General features: G+C 72.4%; 11 protein-coding genes. 4 read left to right on the top strand and 7 right to left on the bottom strand.

All coding sequences use genetic code 11. The features are described 5' to 3' along the window. Nucleotides 1-62 precede the first annotated feature (62 nt). Nucleotides 63-2,636, bottom strand: coding sequence for a glycoside hydrolase family 9 protein (locus ACFWEP_RS05745; protein WP_387366078.1), 2,574 nt, complete (start codon nt 2,634-2,636; stop codon nt 63-65). A gap of 408 nt (nt 2,637-3,044) precedes the next feature. Here ACFWEP_RS05745 and ACFWEP_RS05740 point away from each other — a divergent pair, with 408 nt between their 5' ends. Both ACFWEP_RS05740 and ACFWEP_RS05735 read left to right on the top strand, forming a co-directional pair. Further along, on the top strand, nt 3,045-4,388 hold the full coding sequence (locus ACFWEP_RS05740) for a HEAT repeat domain-containing protein (RefSeq protein ID WP_387366069.1): 1,344 nt from the start codon (nt 3,045-3,047) through the stop codon (nt 4,386-4,388). A 428-nt stretch (nt 4,389-4,816) separates the two neighbouring features. Then, nucleotides 4,817-6,490 (top strand): FG-GAP repeat domain-containing protein, encoded by a 1,674-nt coding sequence (locus ACFWEP_RS05735; RefSeq protein ID WP_387366066.1) that lies wholly within the window; start codon nt 4,817-4,819, stop codon nt 6,488-6,490. A 94-nt stretch (nt 6,491-6,584) separates the two neighbouring features. On the opposite strand, the gene ACFWEP_RS05730 is transcribed toward ACFWEP_RS05735, so the two are convergent. From ACFWEP_RS05730 to ACFWEP_RS05705, 6 genes are all read right to left on the bottom strand, one after another. Then, nucleotides 6,585-9,488 carry a polysaccharide lyase family 8 super-sandwich domain-containing protein gene (locus tag ACFWEP_RS05730; RefSeq protein WP_387366063.1) on the bottom strand — a complete coding sequence of 968 codons (2,904 nt, stop codon included), beginning with the start codon at nt 9,486-9,488 and terminating at the stop codon, nt 6,585-6,587. Nucleotides 9,489-9,600: 112 nt separating this feature from the next. Continuing rightward, on the bottom strand, nt 9,601-10,629 hold the full coding sequence (locus ACFWEP_RS05725) for a Gfo/Idh/MocA family protein (RefSeq protein ID WP_387366061.1): 1,029 nt from the start codon (nt 10,627-10,629) through the stop codon (nt 9,601-9,603). Nucleotides 10,630-10,717: 88 nt separating this feature from the next. Further along, complete coding sequence (locus tag ACFWEP_RS05720) at nt 10,718-11,923, bottom strand: substrate-binding domain-containing protein (protein ID WP_387366058.1); 1,206 nt, start codon at nt 11,921-11,923, stop codon at nt 10,718-10,720. Nucleotides 11,924-11,940: 17 nt separating this feature from the next. Next, nucleotides 11,941-12,822 (bottom strand): carbohydrate ABC transporter permease, encoded by an 882-nt coding sequence (locus ACFWEP_RS05715; RefSeq protein ID WP_387366056.1) that lies wholly within the window; start codon nt 12,820-12,822, stop codon nt 11,941-11,943. Nucleotides 12,823-12,960: 138 nt separating this feature from the next. Then, nucleotides 12,961-14,001, bottom strand: coding sequence for a carbohydrate ABC transporter permease (locus ACFWEP_RS05710; protein ID WP_387366053.1), 1,041 nt, complete (start codon nt 13,999-14,001; stop codon nt 12,961-12,963). Further along, nucleotides 13,998-15,332, bottom strand: a complete 1,335-nt coding sequence (locus tag ACFWEP_RS05705; RefSeq protein ID WP_387366050.1) for an ABC transporter substrate-binding protein — start codon at nt 15,330-15,332, stop codon at nt 13,998-14,000. The genes ACFWEP_RS05710 and ACFWEP_RS05705 overlap by 4 nt, the downstream gene beginning before the upstream one ends. 601 nt (nt 15,333-15,933) lie before the next feature. Between ACFWEP_RS05705 and ACFWEP_RS05700 the strand changes: the two genes are divergently transcribed. Continuing rightward, complete coding sequence (locus ACFWEP_RS05700) at nt 15,934-17,442, top strand: sulfatase-like hydrolase/transferase (RefSeq protein ID WP_387366047.1); 1,509 nt, start codon at nt 15,934-15,936, stop codon at nt 17,440-17,442. A 285-nt stretch (nt 17,443-17,727) separates the two neighbouring features. Further along, on the top strand, nt 17,728-17,961 hold the full coding sequence (locus ACFWEP_RS05695) for a hypothetical protein (RefSeq protein WP_387366044.1): 234 nt from the start codon (nt 17,728-17,730) through the stop codon (nt 17,959-17,961). Nucleotides 17,962-18,156: the final 195 nt, after the last annotated feature.

Here is an 18,156-nt window from a genome sequence, read left to right as displayed (position 1 = left end):
GGGGGGGCGCCCGGGGGGGGGGGGGCGGGGGGGGCCCCCCCCCCGGCCGGACACCCCTGGGGCTACGCGGTGGAGCAGGCGCGTCCGCCGAGCTTGAAGACGGCCGGGTCGGCCCCGGTCTTCGCGGTGGTGGTGTTGAACCCGAAGTCGGCGACCGCGCCCGGGGCGAGTTCACGGTTCCACTCCAGCGGCTTGGCCGTGACCGTACGGCCGCTCTGGGCGAGGTCCGCGCTCCAGGTCTGACCGATCCGCTGCCCGCCGGGGAAGACCCAGCTCAGCTGCCAGGCGGGGAGCGGGGCGGTGCCGGTGTTGCGGACCCGCACGGTGACGGTGGAACCGCCGGTCCAGGCGTGCGAGGCGTAGGACACCCGGCAGACCCGGTCGGCGCGGTCGGCCGACGGGCGGCCGTCGCCCGCGTCGTCCAGGTAGGAGGCGATGAAGGCGAGCGGCGCGTTCCAGTTGATGGTGACCTCGTTGGTGGCCCAGGAGCCGTTGTCGTCGAGGTAGCACATGGCCGGGGCGCAGCCGCCGAGCTTCTCGGCGGCCACCGGGTCGCCGGCGGCGACGGCCGTCGCGTTGGGGCCGCCGGCCACCGTGCCGGGGGGCGGGTGCGGCAGGTCGGGGTTGCTCTGGTGGGCCCAGAAGCGGTGGTGCTGGTTCTCGGAGTACCGCTCGCCGTAACCGGTGACGTACGACAGGCCCAGGGGGTTGCGGCCGAAGAGGTAGTCCGCGCCGCGCAACACGGCGTCCTGGTACGCGGGTTCGCCGGTGAGGTCGTGGGCGACGGCGAGGACGACCATGTTGTTGAGCACCTGGCTGTTGGATCCCCAGGCGTAGTCCTCACCGGGCGGGGAGTAGGGCAGCCCGTACGCCTCGGCGCGGGACTGCGCGGCGTAGCGGTCGGCTCCGGCGGTCACGACCGAGCGGACACCGGCGAGTTCGGCGGTGGTCAGGTCGTTGGGGACGGTGGCGAGGGTGAGCACGCCGAGTCCGGCGGTGGAGCCCCAGGAGATGCCGCCGCCGGCGGAGAAGATCCGGTCGGCGTCGCCGTCGAGCGGGGAGGTGCGCAGGGCGGTGCGGTAGGCGGAGTCGCCGGTGGTGGTGAAGAGTTCGGCGGCGGCCCAGTAGAACTCGTCGGTCACGTCGTTGTCGCTGTACGTCCCGCCGCCGGTGCCGTCCGCCGGGTCGGCGTACACGGCAGGGTGCGCGGAGGCGGCCTTCCAGGCACTGGTGGCGGCCCGCAGGCAGCGGTCGGCGAACTCCTGGTCGTACGGGGCGAAGAGGCGGGCGCACTGGGCGCCGGTCGCGGCGAGGTTGAGGGTCGCGGCGGTCGACGGGGCGTGCAGCTCGCGGGGTTGGGGATCCTGGTCCGGGCGGGTGGGGATGCCGGTCCAGGCGGCGTCGTGCACCTTGTGGTGGACCATGCCCGCGAGCGGTTCACCGGCCGGCACCTGCATGCGGAGCAGGAAGTCCAGCTCCCAGCGGGCCTCGTCGAGGATGTCGGGCACGTCGTTGCCGCGTTCCGGGACGCGCAGGGCGCCGTCGCCCAGTCGGTCGCCTTCGGCGTCGGCGGCGGTCAGGGTCCGCTCGTACGTGTCCATCAACTGGGCGACCGCAATACCGCCGTTGACCACGTACTTGCCGTGGTCGCCCGCGTCGTACCAGCCGCCCTGGACGTCGAGGCGGTAGTCGCAGACGCCGGGGACGCAGGGCACGTCGGTGTCGCCCTGGTTGGGGGACGTACCGGCGTGTCCGGCGGGGCGCGCGTACTCCTCGCCGACGAGGTCCGCCTCGATCGGGATGCCGCTGCGGTTGTGGTAGAAGTACGCCAACGCGTCGGAGCGCAGGCCGTCGTAGAGGTCGGCGCGCACCGAGAAGGGCTCGCTGACCTGCCCGCCGACGTCCACGGTGTAGCCGTCGCCGACAGTGGTGAGACCACTGAAGTCGAAGGTGTGGACGCGCTGCCGGGAGGTCGGGTCCTCGCCCGCGGGGACGGTCGCGCCGGTGGCGGCGACGGAGCCGTCGGCGGCCTTCACCGTCCAGGTCAGCGGCGCCTCGGCGTCCGTCACCACGGTGCCGGCCTTGGTGCCGTACGGGAGGTAGCCGACCTGGTCGATCCGTACCGGCGAGCCGGTGTCGGGGACGTACACGGGCGGTTCGGCGCCGCCGCGCAGGGAGACGTCGTCGAAGCAGAAGGTGGTGGCCCGCTCGCCGCCGCCGATCTGGAGGGCGACCTGCGCGCCCGGCCGGTCGGCGGTGGCGGTGAACACGTGGGTGACGGTGACCGGTTCGGTGGAGACCGGGTCGGCGGTGGCGAGTTCGGTGGTCCAGGGCTCGACGGCCTCCTGGACGCGGGTCTGCACGGTGAGCGGTGCGGTGGAGGTCGCCGTGTAGCTGAGGAGATACGTCTCCCCGGCTTCGAGGGGGACGTCGTTCTGTCCGACGATCACGTCCCAGGCGTTGGCCGTACCGGCCGGGACGTCGGCGCAGAGGCGCCCGTCGACGACCGTCCCGGAGGTGTTCGCCGTCCACCACCAGGGCGCGGTACCGGCGGAGAAGCCGCCGTTGGTGATCTGCTCGGCACCCTCGGCGGGTGCGGGTTCGTCGGCCGCGGCGGCACCGGGTGCGGCGAGCATCGCGGCGAGCAGGGCGGCGGCCGTCGCACCGGACAGCCGCGCGAGGGACCGGGCGCCGCGGCGGTGCGGCGGGCGGGGGCGCGAGGTACGGAGGCGTGGGGGTGGGGCGTTCACCGGGACACCTTTCGTCGTGCGTCGGCGGGGTACGGACGTGGGGAGCGACCCAGGGTTGGGAGCGCTCCCACAGTCGGGGGCCATTCTGGAGCCGGGCCCCTCTTTCCGCCAGGGTCATGACAGGACCAACTGTCGGCTGCAGTGCGCATCCGCCCCCCTCCGGCGAGCGGGTCGCCCCGCAAGGACAGCCCGTGGACGTCGCGTTGTCACACCCCTGCGGGATCATGGCGGGCGGTGCGGGCAGGCCGCGCCCAGACCCTTGCCGCCGGGCCGACGGGAAAGGCGGAGGACTTCATGGACAGCGAACCGTCCGAGGGCCTGGAACCGCCCGGGGTCCTGGTCGAGGACCTGGTGCGCCCGGACCGACGCGGGCCCGCGTCGAACGAGTCGGCCCGAGGAGGGGCCGTGGCAGCGGAGGCCCTCGTGCGCGCGCTGACGGACCCGTCGTCGCCCGTGACCTGGCGGGAGGCGGCGCCGGTGCTCCGGCGTATCGGGCACCCGGCGTTCGACCGTCTGGCACGAGGGCTCCTCGACGCACCCACGGCGGAGGCCCGCGAAGAGGTCGGCCACGCGTTCATCCGGTTGGGCGCCGGGGTCGTCGACCGCTACGCCGCCGCACTGTCCCACCCCTCACCCCTCGTCCGCCGCCAGTCGGTACGCGGGATCGGGCTCTGCGCCGGCGACGGCCGCACGGCCCTTCCCGCGCTGCTTCCCCTGCTCGGCGACACCGATCGCGAGGTCTCCCGGCAGGCGCGGGACACCCTGATGGCAGGCGACAAGGAGGCTGCGGAGATTCTCGTACCGCTCCTCCGGCGGATCCGGCGGGACGGTCCGGGGAGGCAGCGCGCCGGGGCCTTGTCCGTGCTCGCCCAACTCGGCGGCGAGAGCGTGCTGTCCGAGCGCGACGTGGCGGCGATCGAGCGCCTCGTCCGTGTGAAGGCCCCGGACGAGCGACCCACGGCGCCCTGGACCTGCTGGAACCACTGGATCGCGGTGCCGGGCGGGGACCAGGCGGGAATCATCGAGACGCTGGGCCTCGTCGGTCCGAGGCAGGTGACCTTCGCGCTCGGCAACGACATCGTGGACGCCGACAGCCACGAGGCCGGCCCGGACGACCCGTCCGGTTACGCCAGGGTCTTCGTCACCCCCGAACTCGACGGCTGGACCTTCGTACTGGGCGCGTGGTGCGACCCCTGCGACGCGGAACGCGCCGAGGACGTCCTGAGGCTCTGCACGCGGCTCAGCGCACGCTTCGGGAGCGCTCAGGCGTACTACTACGGCGCCCGGGGCGACGGCTCGGCCTGGCTCGTCGCCGCACACGGCACGGTGGTCCGGCGCTACTGCGAGACCGGCGACGGCGAGAACCCTCTGCTGACCCTCGGCGATCCCCTGCCGTTCGAGCGGGCCCGCCGGGCGGAACTCGGCCTCCGGCCGGAGTGGGACCCGGCGCTGGAGTCCGACGACGACGCGGACGAGTGGAAGTGGGCCGCGTTCGACCTCGCGTCCGACATCGCCGAGTCGTTCGGAGCCAGCCCCCTCGCCATCGGCCCGGAAACCGTCACGCGCGGCAGAGGCGTGGTCGCCCTGACTCCGTACGGGGTCGCCCACGGCGTACCCACCGGCGCCCACCCCGTCTGAGGACGGCGCCCCGGAACGGCATCGTGCTCCCGGGCCCTCGGGGTCTCGGGGTCTCGGGGTCTCGGGGTCTCGGGCCCTCGGGGTCTCGGGGTCTCGGGGTCTCGGGGTCTCGCGGCAAGTGGAGCCGGTCCCGCCGTCCTTCCCGGCGCGGAGGGACGGAGACGGTGGTACGCGCCGGTCAGGAGCCGATCGTCCGGGCCGGCCAACTTGCCCGGCAGGCCCTTCCGGAGATAGATCTACGTCACGACCCTGGGGAGGGGCGCCACCGTTGGTGGGGGTTTCCTGGTTCCGTCATGCCGTGCGCCGATGCCGTGACCGGCGTCGAAGACACGTGGACGACGACGTCATGCGTCCGACGCCGCACACGTGCGGGCCGGCTCCGGCCGCACGCCACCTCCCGCGAGGTCATCGTTTCCACAGGAGGCAGAATGCCCAACCTCGCAATACCCCGGCTCCGACGGTTCCGGAATCCGGCCGTGTCGGCGGCGATCGTCTGCGCCGGGCTGCTGGTCAGCGGCTCGATGACGATCACCGCACAGGCGGCCGGGAACAGCGCCGGAACGCAGGGCGCGGCCGCCCTGCGCGCCGACTTCGACGGTGACGGCAGGGGCGACCTCGCGTACCGCGAAAACTGGGGCGAGGTGTACGTCGACGGGGGCAACGGCCAGGTGCCCGTCATCCCCTCCGGGAGCTCGCAGGTCAAGGACCTGATGCTGCCGGGCGACATGACGGGCGACGGCAAGCCGGATCTGCTGACCCTCACGGCCACCGGAGCTCTCCGGCTCCACGACGGCGCGAAGGCGACGAAGCCGACGACGGCGGGGAGTCTCACCCCGTACACCACGCTCAGCAACGGCTGGCAGGCGTACAACAAGCTCGTCGTCCCGGGTGACCTGAACGGCGACGGAAAGCCCGACCTGCTGGCCCGCAGCACCGCCGGGCTGTTCCTCTTCCCGGGCACCGGCACCAACTTCGGCAAGGGGATCCAGGTCGGGGGTGCCGGCTGGAGCCAGTTCGACCAGCTGGTCGGCGCGGACGACCTCACCGGTGACGGTCTGGCCGACCTGGTGACCCGCAACGCCTCCGGGCTCGTCCTCTATCCCGGCAACGGCAAAGTCGACGGATACCCGTTCCGGGCCCCGGTGCAGATCGGCGGCACGGGCTGGCTCCAGTACAACCAGCTGGTCGGCGGCACCGACTACAACGGCAACGGCACCGCCGACCTGATGGCCCGCGGCTACGACGGCAGGCTGCACTTCTACGACGGCAAGGGCACCGGACTCTTCCAGGCCCGGGAGACCCTCGACTCCGGCTGGAACAGGGTCGGCCAGTTCGCGGGGGCCGGGCCGATGCAGGCGTACGGCAAGTCCGAGATCTACGCGCGGACCGCGGGCGGCACCCTGTACGCCTACGAGGGAACCGGCCTCGGGACCCTGACGGTGAAGTACCTCATCGGCTCGGGCTGGCTCCGTTCCGAGGCGCGTCTCGTCCACAGCGTGGCCCTGCGGGACAACGGGTACCCCGACCTGATCCTGAATTACCTGTACGACGGCAGCCTGTACAACACCGCCGACTACGCGCAGGAGGACTTCGTCATCTCGCCCGGGTCGAAGTCGTACAACCTGGTCGTCGGCCCCGGCGACCTGACCGGCGACGGCAAGAGCGATCTCATCGCCCGAAGTTCGACCGGGCTGTACCTCTACGCCGGCAGAGGTGACGGTCTCGAACTGCCGGGGCGGGTCCAGGTCGGCGGCAGCGGCTGGAGCCAGTACAACAGGCTGGTCGGCGCCGGTGACTACAACCTCGACGGCCGCGCGGACCTCCTCGCCCGCAGCTCCGCCGGGCTGTTCCTCTACCCCGGTACCGGCAAGGCGGCAACGCCGTTCGGCGCCCGTGTCCAGGTGGGCGGTGCGGGATGGAGCCAGTACACCAACCTCGCCGCGCCCGGTGACATCAACGGGGACGGCATCGCGGACCTCCTGGCGTCCAACTCCCAGGGCGAGCTGTTCTTCTACGCGGGCACCGGCACGACGAAGACCCCGTTCAAGGCCCGGGTCCGGATCGGCACCGGCGGCTGGAACCAGTACCCCGACCTCGTCTGATCCGGCCCGGCGGTGCGCCGCCGCGGCGCACCCCCTCTCCGGACCGTACCGCCGCGTACCCGTATCGCTCCGGGTACGCGGCGGTTCGTCGTGCTCAGCCCAGCTTCACCGTCAGCACCGGCGGATACGCCTTGTTCTCACGGGAGTTGAGGACGACGGCGAGGCCTGGTGCGGCCTGCGCCAGGGCGAGGGAGACCGGTCCTGGGGCCGCCGCCGCGACCTGGGCGGTGACGTCGAAGGTGAGCCAGGACGGTACGGCGGTCACCGGGGCGTCCGCGCGGGCGGTGCCGAGGGCGGGGCGGGTGTTCCAGGTGAGGGCGGGTTCGGTCCAGGCGGTGTCGGCGACCCCGTACGCGGTGACGACGGCGTCCGTGCCGCCGGAGTCGGAGACGAATCCGTGGACGGAGAGGGTGGCGGAGGCGATCCGGCCGGTGAGCGCCGAGGTGTCGAAGGCGAGGTAGGACTGCCGGTTGAAGCCGCTGCCGGTGGCGTTCTTCACCACGAGGGTGGTGGCGGTGGCGTAGGAGGTGTCGGCGTACGCGCCGTCCCGGACGTAGCCGTCCGCGACGGGGGCGAGGGCGGCGCCCGTGACCGTGAAGACGGCCTCGACGGTGGCTCCGGCGGCGCCCGCCGTGTTCACGGTGAAGGCGAGGGTGGGCGAGGCCGTGTCGACGGTGATCCGGGGATCGGCGCTCAGGGCCGAACCGGTGTGGACGAGCCGTACGGTGACCGAGGACGCCGTGTGCGTGGGGTCGGATACCGCCACGGTCAACGTGGTCCGGGTGCGGCGCAGGATCACCGAGCAGGGGGCGCTGACCGTGATGCCCGCCGCCGTGCCGGCCGCGAAGAAGTTGGCCGCGACGACTCCGGAGCAGCTCTCCCGGATCGCCTGGACGGTTGGGGTGTTGGCCAGGATCTCCACGGTGGGCTCGGCGGCGCGGGCCGCCGTGCGGGAGGCGTCGGCGCCCGGCAGCAGGACGTAGGCGTACGTGTCGTTCGCCGGGGCGGTGCCGTGGGAGAGGCCGAGGGTGAGGTAGCGCCGGGTGGTGGCGGTGGTGGTGCCGCCGGTGTTGATGTCGTGCCAGGAGCCGGTGCGGTCGGTGCGGGCGGCCCGGACGGTGGCGCCGCCGGGGAAGAGGTAGCCGCCGACTCCGGCGAGGTGTGCCCAGCCGGTGACGCCGAGGGTGGCGGACCAGCCGGCGGTGGACGGCTCGGCGGTGCCGTCGACCGTCAGCTTCGGGGCGGTACGGGCGCCCGGTGCGCCGAGGTTGCGGTGCTCGACGGTGGTGACGACCTCTGCGCCGCTGCCGCCGGTGATGCCCGCGCCGAGGCAGACGACGGAGTCGTCCAGGCAGAACCACGACTTCTTCGCGGTGAGGGTCGAGCCGTGGGCCCGGAAGTCGAGGCCGAGGCTGCCGTACGTACCGTCGAGGCTCGCGCCGCCCGCCCAGGTGGCGGCGGGGCGGGTGCCCGTACCGGCCGCGTCGGCGAGGGGCGCGGTGTCCGTGGTGGTGCCGGGCATCCGCTTCGGGTCGGCGGTGGGCCAGAAGTCGTCGGTGAAGTGGCCCGGATCGCCGGTGAGGTAGAGGTAGGCCATGCCGTCGCCGGTGTGCCAGCCGTGCAGGTTCTCGCCGTTCATGGACTCGTACCGGGCGATGCGCGCGGAGGAGAGGGCCAGCGCGAGCGCCCAGCCCTTGCCCCGGTGGACGGCCCGGTCCATGTTCGGGAACTGGAGGTGCCCGACCGGTTCGGGGAGGGCCTTCAGCCGGCGGTCGTCCAGGACCGGGGCGGCGAGGGCGACCCCCGCGATGCCGGCGGTGGCGCTGTAGGGGGCGTAGGCCTCGCCCCGGGTGATCCAGCCCTTCGCCAGGCCCTTGAAGCGGGTGGCCTGCTCGGTGGTGGGGGCGGAGAGCGCGGCGCGCAGGACGGCCTGGGCGGTGAGGTTGCCGTCGTAGAAGTCGGTCTCGGCGGCGCGGCTGACGGCCCGGCCCCGGACCGCGTCCATGCAGAGGCCGTTCCAGATCCACGGGGCGAAGGCGGTGTCCACCGAGGTGTGGATGTGCGCGGCGGCGGGGTCGGTGACCTCGTGCGCGGAGCCGTGCAGCAACTGGAACAGGTTGGTGAGCCCGCGCAGCAGCACCATGCCGTACGTGCCGGTGTAGGGGATGTACGAGTGCTGGACGAAGGAGCCGTCCGCGTAGAGCCCGTCGTCGGAGGTGACGTACGGGAACACGTCGGAGAGGCCCGCGACGGCTGCGGCGACGCGTTCGTCGCTGCGGCCGAGGATCCCGCGCAGGGCGACGACCTGGCAGAGGTCGACGCGGTTGGCGCCGGTGGAGGTGGTGCGGTCGGCGCCGTAACGGTTCTGGGTGGGGTCGGGCACGAAGTGGTCGATCGCCGCCGTCCAGTCGGCGAGCCGGTCCTCGGTGAGCAGGGGGTGGACGAGGATCGCCGCGTTGTTGAGGGCGACGGGGCAGCCGATCTCCCACTCCCACCAGTTGCCGTTCTCCACGGCGTTGGCGTTGTACGCCTGGGCGTGCAGGAAGTCGAGCCCGGCCACGATGTCGGAGCCGAGCTCGGCGGAGCCGTACAGGGCGCGCCCGCTGCCGTCGGTGGTGGTGGTGCCCTCGGTGGCGTACGCGGTGGCGAGCGAGGCGAGCGCCTTGTATCCGGCAGTGATGTTGGCGGGGACGGTGAGCGGCTTGCCGGGCCAGAGGGAGTTGCCCGCGGTGTCCGGCGCCATGGTGTTCCACAGGTCGGTCGCGGTGGTGGACAGGACGGTGAGCGCGGGGGCGTAGTCGGCGTCGGTGGCATCGATGTCACCGCCGGTCAGCAGGGCGGCCCAGGTCTCGCGCAGGACGTCGAAGGCGTCGCCTTCGGCCGCTGCCGGGGTGGCGCCGGGCAGCAGCTGGAGGCCGCCCGCGGCGCCGGCCACGGCCAGCGCCAGCGCGGACATGAAGCCGCGGCGGCCGAACGGTGCGGCGGTGGTCTCGTGCACTGAATCCTCCTCGGGGGGGGCGGAGCTTCGACACGTGCGGTGGTGCGGTGATGTGTTCCGTTCCGGTGGTGCTGGAGGTGCTGGGGGTGCTGGGGGTACGGGTACGGGCGGGTCAGGCGGCGGGGGCGCCGGCCGGGGCCGGGGTTTCGACGCGCGCACCGGTGGCGCTGGAGCGGTAGACCGCCTCGATGACCTCGATGACGTGCCGCCCGTGGTCCGCCGGGACGGCCGGCGCGCTCTCGCCGCGTACCGCCGCGCGGAACGCGGCCAGTTGCGCGGCGAAGGCCCGGGGCACGTCCTCGGGGGATTCGGCGGCGAGCACGGTGGGGGCGCTGCCCGGCACGTCCTCGGTGTGCAGGGTCGCGCCGGAGCCGCGCGCCACCCGGATCGCGCCGCGCTCGCCGATCAGCAGCAGCTCGTCGCGGGAGGGCAGCCCGGTGCTGGTGACGCCGATGTGGCCGACGACGCCGCCCTCCAGCTCCAGCCGGGCCAGCATGTCGGTCTCGATGCCGGGGAGCGCGCCGGCCCGGTGCACGGCGTGGGCGCTGACCGCGCGGACCCGGCGGCCGGCCAGCCAGACGAGCCGGTCCACACAGTGCGTACCGATGTTGACGAAGACACCGCCGCCGGAGACCGCCGGGTCGAAGAACCAGGCGGGACGGCTGCCCGGCCGGTAGTCGGTGGAGCGCCAGTCGCTGACGGCGAGCAGTTCGCCGATGGCGTCGGCGTCGAGCGCCGCTCGGGCGGCCGCCATCGGGGGCAGGAAGTGCTGGATGTGCCCCACGAAGAGGGTCACCCCGGCGTCCGCGCAGGCCTGCTCCATGACCGTGCACTCGGCGGAGTTGGTGGCCATGGGCTTCTCGACGAGGACGTGCAGACCGGCCGCCGCGCTGTCGGTCACGATCGCGGTGTGCAGGGCGTGCGGGGTGTTGACCACGACGGCGTCGACGGTGCCCGAGGCGATCAGTGCGCGGTGGTCGGTGAACACGGCGGCGCCCAGGGGATCGGCGACCCCGCGCGCGGTCGCTTCCACGAGGTCGCAGACGGCCGTGACACGCACCCCGGAGGCGGTTTCCGCGGCCTGCGCGTGCAGGACGCCGACCGCTCCGGCGCCGATCAGACCGAGCCGTATGTCCGTCACGAGGTGATCTCCCGTTGCTTGGGTGAGGGGGTGGGTGAGGGGAAAGCGGTGGTGGAGGTGGTGGCCGCCGGGCGGTGGCCGCTCCGGGTCAGGAGGGCCGGGCACCGCAGGACTGGCGGACGGTGATGCTGGGGCGCAGCAGGATGCGGTGGCGGGCCGATCCGGGTTCGCGCAGCCGTCGCAGCAGCGTCTCGGCGGCGGTTCGGCCCAGCAGGTGTTTGGGGGGCGCCACGGCGGTGAGCGGGATGTCGGCGAGGTCGGCGATCTCGTCGTCGTACGCGACGAGTGCGAGATCGCCGGGGACGGTGAGCCCGGCCCGGCGAGCGGCGCCCTCCAGGAGGGCGGCCTGCCGGTCGCCGAAGCAGACGGCTGCGGTGGCGCCGCCCGCCCGGAGCGCGGCGAGGGCGCGGTCGGCGGTGGCGGGGCTCCACTCCTGCCGGGTCGCCTCGAACTCCGTCGTCTCGCAGCCGAGTTCGTCCGCCGCCTGGCGGTATCCCTCGATCAGCGGCGGGGCGGTCGGGGCGGGTGCGCGCAGGACGAGCCCGATGGAGCGGTGGCCGAGTGCGGCGAGGTGCCGTACGGCGTCGTAGGCGCCCGCCTCGTGGTGCGTGCAGACGTACTCGCTGGTGTCGCCGAGTGAGGTGCCGCGCCGCTCGATCAGGACGGCCGGGACCGGCAGGGCGGCGATCCGCGCCAGGTAACTCTCGCGGTGTTCGGGCCCGTTGAAGGTGGGGACGAGCAGCAGTCCGTCCGCCCCGCCGTCGAGGAGGTCCGCCACGTCCCTCGCCTCGCGCTCCTGGTCGTATCCGGAGCAGGTGAGCAGCAGACGGGCGCCGGCGGCGGACAGCCCCTCCTCGATGCCCTGGAGGACCTGCGGGTAGTAGAAGGTGGTGTCGGGGACGAGTACGCCGATCAGGGCGCGGGCGGTGCGGGGGGCGTCGGGTGCCAGGACGAAGGTTCCCGAGCCCTGCCTGCGCACCACGAGCCCCTCGGCGATCAGTTCGTCCACCGCACGGCGCACGGTGGAGACCGACGATCTGCTGCCGAGGGCGAGTTGCTTCTCGGTGGGCAGGCGCCCGCCGACCGGCCAGACGCCGTCGCGCACCTGCTGCCGCAGCTCTTGGGCGAGCAGCCGGAACTTGAGGTCCTTGGGTCCCTCCGCGAAGGCCGTCGCGGCCGGGCGCACCGGCGCGTACCCGTCCCCGGCCGCACGTCCGGGCGTCTCGTGCGTCACGTCGCCGGCCTTCTCGGCGGGCATGCCACCGGCCGCGCCTTCGGCCATCTCGTCGGCCATGTCGTCTCCCTTGCAGGTCACTTGACGGAGCCGACGGTCATGCCTTCGATGATCCGGCGGCCCAGCCATACGTAGCAGGCGAGGACCGGGAGGACGACCACGGCCACGCCGGCGAACAGGCCGCCCCAGTCTGCGCCGTTGTACTGCATCTGCTGGAGGAAGCCGAGGAGCGCCAGGGAGAGCGTCTGGTGGTCGGTGTTCTGGATGAAGACGAGGGCGAACACGGTCTCGCCCCAGTGCTGGATCACGTTGAGGATCAGCACGGTGACCAGGCCGCCGCGTGCCAGCGGGAGCATGACCTGCCAGAACGTGCGGAAGGCGGACGCCCCGTCGAGGGCTGCGGCCTCCTCCAGTTCGACCGGCAGGGTCGAGAAGAAGCCGGTGAGGAAGAAGACGGCGAAGGGCAGCGAGGTCGCGACGTAGACCACGATCAGGCCGAACAGGCTGTCCACCAGCAGCAGTTTGTTCATGACCACGAAGAGCGGCAGCATCACGACCTGTGCCGGGATGCCGAGGCCGAGGGCGAAGAACAGGACGAATCCGCCGTTGAACCGGGTGGTGACCCGGCTGAGGACGTACGCGGCGGGCGCGGCGAACACGAGGGTGATCACGGCGGTGCCGCCGACCACGACGACCGTGTTGACCGCGGCCACCCCGAGGTTGCCCTCGCTCCAGGCCCGCGAGTAGTTGTCCCAGTGCAGGGCGCCCGGCAGGTGCCACGGCGAGCTGAATATCTCGTCGGCGCTCTTCAGCGAGGAGAGCAGCAGCCACAGCCCGGTGAGGATGTTGAAGCCTGCGACGATCCAGACCAGCGGGACGCCGAGGACCTGGGTGGTGGTGAGCCGGCTCCTCGTGCGGGCGAGGCGGCCGGGGGGACGACCGGACGTGGTGACGGCCATGGCGGCGGGCCTCCTGTGGTCTGGGGTACGCGGGATCGTCGGGGTGTCCCCGGGTCCGCGGGGGGTGGTTCGGACGCCGGGCCGCGCCACGGTGGACGGGAGTCCCCGGGCGCGATCCGGTCGAGGTGGACCGCGCGGTCAGAACTGCACGGTGTCGCGCCGCATGACGCGGCGGATCAGGACGACGAGTACGCCGACGAGGGTCACCATCACGACGGCGCTCGCCGCGGCGGAGCCGTAACGGGGTACGCCGCCGGAGGCGAAGGCCTCCCCGTAGGTGTAGAGCGCGGTGTTCCACACCCCGGCGTCGGGCATCTGTCCGGCCGCGCCGGCGAAGGCGTAGATGAACTCGAAGACCTTGACGGCGCTGATGGTCCACAGCACCGCGCAGACGCCGACGACCTCCCACATCAGGGGCAGGGTCACATGGCGGAACTTCTGCAGCGCGTTGGCCCCGGCCAGCTCGCAGTCCTCGTACAGCTCCGGCGGGATCTGGTCCACCGCGGCCATCAGGATGGTGGTGTAGAAGCCGGTGGACGTCCAGACCAGGCCGACCATGATGACCCGGAAGATGTTGCTCTGGCCGAGCCAGTTCGGCGGGTGCTCCATGCCGAGCGCGCCCACGAGCGCGTCGGCGAGTCCGTCGTGCTGGAAGAGGAAGCCCCAGAGGATCGACAGGACCACGCTGGGCACGATGTTGGGGAAGAAGAGGATGGAGCGGGCGGCCTTGCGGCCCTTCATGTCCCGCAGCACCATCGTCAGCCCGAAGGAGACCAGGAAGGTCAGTCCGCCGACGCCCAGAATGATCCACAGGGTGTTGGTGAAGGACTGCTGGAAGGTCGGATCGTCGAACAGGCGGCGGTAGTTGTCGATACCGACGAAGCTCATGGGGCCGGCGCCGCCCCACTTGTTGAAGCTGAGCCACACCGTGTAGAGCGACGGGCCGGCGAAGAAGACGACGTAGACGAGGACGGCCGGCGCGAGGAGGGGCCAGAACAGCTTGCGGCCCCGGGCGGCCAGCGGGCTGGGGCGGGCTTCGGACGGCTTCTTTCCGGTGCGTCCCCCGGCGGTGACTGCGGGCGCCGCAGCGCCGGGCGCCGTCCCGCCGCCGGACGTCGCGCGGCGGGCCTCCACCTCGTTCGCCGTCGTCCCGGTCGCCGTCGTCCCGGTGGGCGTCACGAGGCGTTCTTCCAGTAGTCCGCGGTAGCGGACTTGAGCTTCCCCGCGAAGGACTCGGCGCTCAACTTGCCCGTGATGAAGCTGGTGTTGAGCGGCTGGAAGACCTTGGTGTACCACTCGGCCGCGGTCTCCTTCACGCCGTCGAGCGTCTTCACGGGCGTGCCGGACGCCAGGGCCTTCTGCGCGTCGGCGAGTTCGGCCGGGGCGGGGATGTCCGCGCGCGGGGTGATGTTCTTGGCCTCGGTGGAGATGCCGGCGAGCTGCTTCTTGGCGAGGAAGTAGGCGATGAACTTGGCCGCGGCGTCGGTGTTCTTCGCCTTCTTCGGGATGGAGAAGCCGATGAGCGAGATGTCCTGCGCCTGCTTCCCGCCGTCCGTGTTCACGGCCGGTACGGGGAACGAGCGGTAGCTGAAGCCGGGCGAGGCGAACTCGGCGGTCTCGCTGGGCGCGAAGGTGCCCAGCAGCAGGAAGTCGGACTTGCCCTTGGCCCACTTCTGCTGCACGGCGGGCCACTTGGAGCCGTCGTACCCACCGGTGAAGTCACCGGCCTTGACCAGGTCCTGGACCCTCTTCAGCGCGGCGACGAACTCCGGCGCTTCGAAGGCCTTTCCGGTCGGGTCGGCTGCGGCCTTCCCGAAGGCGCCCGGGCCGAGAGCGCGCAGAACGGCGTAGTACGTCCAGTAGGCGGAGTAGTCCGCGATGTCGGAGTCCAGGGCGAGCGGACCGTCGCCGCGGGCCTTCTTCCGGTCCGCCAGCAGCGCGGTGAACTCGTCCCAGGTGGCCGGCGGCTCGGCGGCCACGTCGGGCAGGGCCTTGCCGTCGTACCAGACCTGGGTGGTCAGCACCTCGTAGGGGATCTGCCAGAGGGCGCCCTTGTCCGTGTTCAGGTCACGGTAGGAGGCCGGCACGACGCTGCCGACGGTGTTGCCGGTCTCACCCGGTATCTCCTGGTCGAGCACGGAGGTGAGGTCGAGCGCCTGGCCGGTGGCCTGGAGCTGTGCGTAGGCGAAGCGGTCCGCGGAGTCGACCAGGTCGGCGGGGACGTTGGAGGTGTTCAGGGTCGGCGCCAGCTGCTGGACGACCTGCCGCCCCTTCCACTGGACGCTGACCTTGATACCGGTGTCCTTGGTGAACGTGTCGATCGCCGCCTGGAGCACCTTGGCCTGCGGTTCGTTCTGCTTCCACATGGACCAGTAGGTGAACGAGTCGCCGCCCCCGCCGGCCGAGGAGGCGCCGGACGAACAGGCGGATGCCGTGAGGCCGAGGGTCGCCGCCAGGGCGACGGCGAGAACGGTGCGGCGCGAGAGGCTCGCGGATCGGTCGGAAGGCATGGCTCTCCTCGGAGACGGGGGTCTGAGGCGGGGCTGGCGAAGTGGCCCAATGATTTCCAGCCATTCATAGAGTGGTCAATCGCTTCTTGAGCGAATGAATCCCCTATGAATTTCCCGAGGCCGCGACGCGATCCGCAGGAGAATCCGCTCAACAGCAGGTAATTGCGGGTGGCGGGCAGGGAACCGGAAGCCGAACCCGATCACAAGACATCAGCAATTCATGCTCTTGAAACAGTTGACTTATCCAGCCATCAGAGCCCACGCTCTGCACAGCCCGGCGAACCCGCCGAGGCGGCCGGGACACCGAGGACGCCGCCCCGGCCGCCCGGCGCCCACCGCCGCCTGCCCGGCTCCCTTACCACCTGCTCGGCTTCCGTACCGGCGGGTCGGCTTCGGTGCCGGCGGGTCGGCTTCGGTGCCGCCCGCTCGGCTTCCGTACCGGCGGGTCGGCTTCGGTGCCGCCCGCTCGACTTCCGTACCGGCGGCTCGACTTCCGGTACCGCCCGCTCGACTTCCGTACCGGCGGCTCGACTTCCGGTACCGCCCGCTGGAATCCGCCGACCGCTCGACTCCCGTTCGGCTCACCCGAGGAGGACTTCCCATGGCCAGCCGCGACCCGCTCCGCCCCAACGTCCTGCTGATCCTCTCGGACGACCAAGGGCCGTGGGCCATGGGCTGCGCGGGCAACGACGAGATCCACACCCCGCACCTGGACGCACTGGCGGATCGCGGGATCCGTTTCAGCCGCTTCTTCTGCACCTCGCCGGTCTGCTCGCCGGCCCGCGCCTCGCTCTTCACCGGTGAACTGCCGTCCCAGCACGGGGTGCACGACTGGCTCTCGTACCATCACGCCGGACGGACGGGCGTCGACTTCCTCTCCGGCAGGACCCTCTTCACCGATGTCTTCGCCGACGCCGGCTACCGCCTCGGCCTCAGCGGGAAGTGGCATCTGGGCGCCAACGACCGCCCCCGCAAGGGCTTCGTGCACTGGTACGCGCACGAGAGCGGCGGCGGCCCGTACTACGGCGCCCCGCTCTACCGCGGCGGCGTCCGCACCGAGGAGCCCTCCTACCTCACCGACGCGCTCGCCGACGACGCCGAGGAGTTCCTCGCCGCCGAGTCCGACCGCCCGGAGCCCTTTCACCTCTCCCTGCACTTCACCGCCCCGCACAAGCCCTGGAAGGGTCAGCACCCGCCCGAATACACGGCGCTGTACGAGGACTGCGCCTTCGACAGCTGCCCGCAGGGCCCCGCCCACCCCTGGCAGCCGCTGGACGAGAACGGCGCCCCGGTCGGCGGCGAGAGCGACACCCGCGAGGCCCTCATCGGCTACTTCGCCGCCACGACGGCGATGGACGCCGCCATCGGCAGGGTGCTCGCCCGGCTCGACGCGCTCGGCCTCACCGGATCGACCCTGGTGATCTTCACCAGCGACAACGGCTTCAACGCCGGTCACCACGGGATCTGGGGCAAGGGCAACGGCACCTTCCCGCAGAACATGTACGACAGCTCGGTGCTCGTCCCCTTCCTGATGTCGCAGCCCGGCCGCATCCCGGCCGGCCGGCACAGCGAGGCGCTGCTGTCCCAGTACGACGTACTGCCCACCCTCGTGGAACACCTCGGCATCGACCACGGCCACGACCCCGCTCTGCCGGGCCGCTCCTTCGCGGACATCCTGGCGGGCGCGGACGCCACCCCTGCCGCCGGAGCAGCCCTCGGAGCGGCCACCGAAGCGATCACCGACGCGGCCGCCGGACCGGCCCTCGCGGAAGGCGCCGACCGCGAGCGGGTCGTGGTCTACGACGAGTACGGCCCGGTGCGCATGATCCGCACCCGGGACCGCAAGTACGTCCATCGCTATCCGCACGGACCGCACGAGTTCTACGACCTGGCCGCCGACCCGGGCGAGGAGCGCAACCTCGTCGGCGACCCGTCCCGCGCCGCCGAGCGCATCGCCCTCGCCGCCCGTCTGGACGCCTGGTTCGCGCGGTACGTGGACCCCGCCCAGGACGGCGCCCGCCTGCCGGTCACCGGCTCCGGCCAGCGGACCCCGGTCTCCCCCGGCTCGCTTCCGACGGCCTTCGAGCCCGCCCCGGGCCAGGCCCTCTGAGACAGCGGTGACGGGTTCGGCGAGCCCGGCCGCGGCAGTCCGCGCGGACGGCTCGCGCGGGCCGATCGCACCTCCGTCAACCTGCCTCCCGGATTTCATCCCCCCGCTCCCGACCGGTGGTCCTGCCGTCCGGAGCAGGCGCCGCGACGACGCCGGTAGGGCCCCGGCGCACGCACCCGGATGACTCCTGCGCAGGTCGGTCCCGGATTCCATACCAACCACCCCGTTTCTGCCTCACTCTGGGTATCCGAGGATCACCCTTCGGATACGGAGAGGACGAGAAGAGTGAACGCCAAGAGAAGCGAACCCGCGGTCGGAGCACTGGTGGTGGACGCGTCACACCCCGGTGTGATCGGCGAGTTCCGGAGCGTCTCGGGCTCCTTCTGGCGGCTGCGGCCGGTGACCGGAGGGGCCGAGTGGCAGGCAGAGCCGGAGCAGGTGCGGTTCGCGGACCCCGCCGAGCGGCTGCGCGCCGAGAACGCGCGGTGCAACGCGCGGAGCCGGGGCGAGAGACTGTGACCCGCCAGGCGGACAGCGGACAGGGGCCGGGCCCTCGACCGGCGACCGGCGACCGGTGACCCGCGCGGAACGACCCCCGTGCGCTACGCACCGCTCGCGGTGAGCCCCTCGACGAACGACCGGAAGTCGGCGGCCAGGAGCACCCGGCTTCGCTGCCGGTCTCGAACCAGATGGGGACCTCCTCGCCCCACAAGG

It is taken from the genome of Streptomyces sp. NPDC060198, assembly GCF_042728415.1.
GTDB lineage: Bacteria > Actinomycetota > Actinomycetes > Streptomycetales > Streptomycetaceae > Streptomyces.
The sequence above is the reverse complement of the archived record's forward strand: the minus strand, read 5'-3'. Positions and strand labels throughout refer to the sequence as shown.

What these genes read in the sequence shown, in the direction of transcription:
- ACFWEP_RS05705 (WP_387366050.1), bottom strand. Translation starts at nt 15,332, where the DNA reads ATGCCTTCCGACCGATCCGCGAGCCTCTCGCGCCGCACCGTTCTCGCC.
- ACFWEP_RS05735 (WP_387366066.1), top strand. Translation starts at nt 4,817, where the DNA reads ATGCCCAACCTCGCAATACCCCGGCTCCGACGGTTCCGGAATCCGGCC.
- ACFWEP_RS05715 (WP_387366056.1), bottom strand. Translation starts at nt 12,822, where the DNA reads ATGGCCGTCACCACGTCCGGTCGTCCCCCCGGCCGCCTCGCCCGCACG.
- ACFWEP_RS05720 (WP_387366058.1), bottom strand. Translation starts at nt 11,923, where the DNA reads ATGGCCGACGAGATGGCCGAAGGCGCGGCCGGTGGCATGCCCGCCGAG.
- ACFWEP_RS05740 (WP_387366069.1), top strand. Translation starts at nt 3,045, where the DNA reads ATGGACAGCGAACCGTCCGAGGGCCTGGAACCGCCCGGGGTCCTGGTC.
- ACFWEP_RS05745 (WP_387366078.1), bottom strand. Translation starts at nt 2,636, where the DNA reads ATGCTCGCCGCACCCGGTGCCGCCGCGGCCGACGAACCCGCACCCGCC.
- ACFWEP_RS05700 (WP_387366047.1), top strand. Translation starts at nt 15,934, where the DNA reads ATGGCCAGCCGCGACCCGCTCCGCCCCAACGTCCTGCTGATCCTCTCG.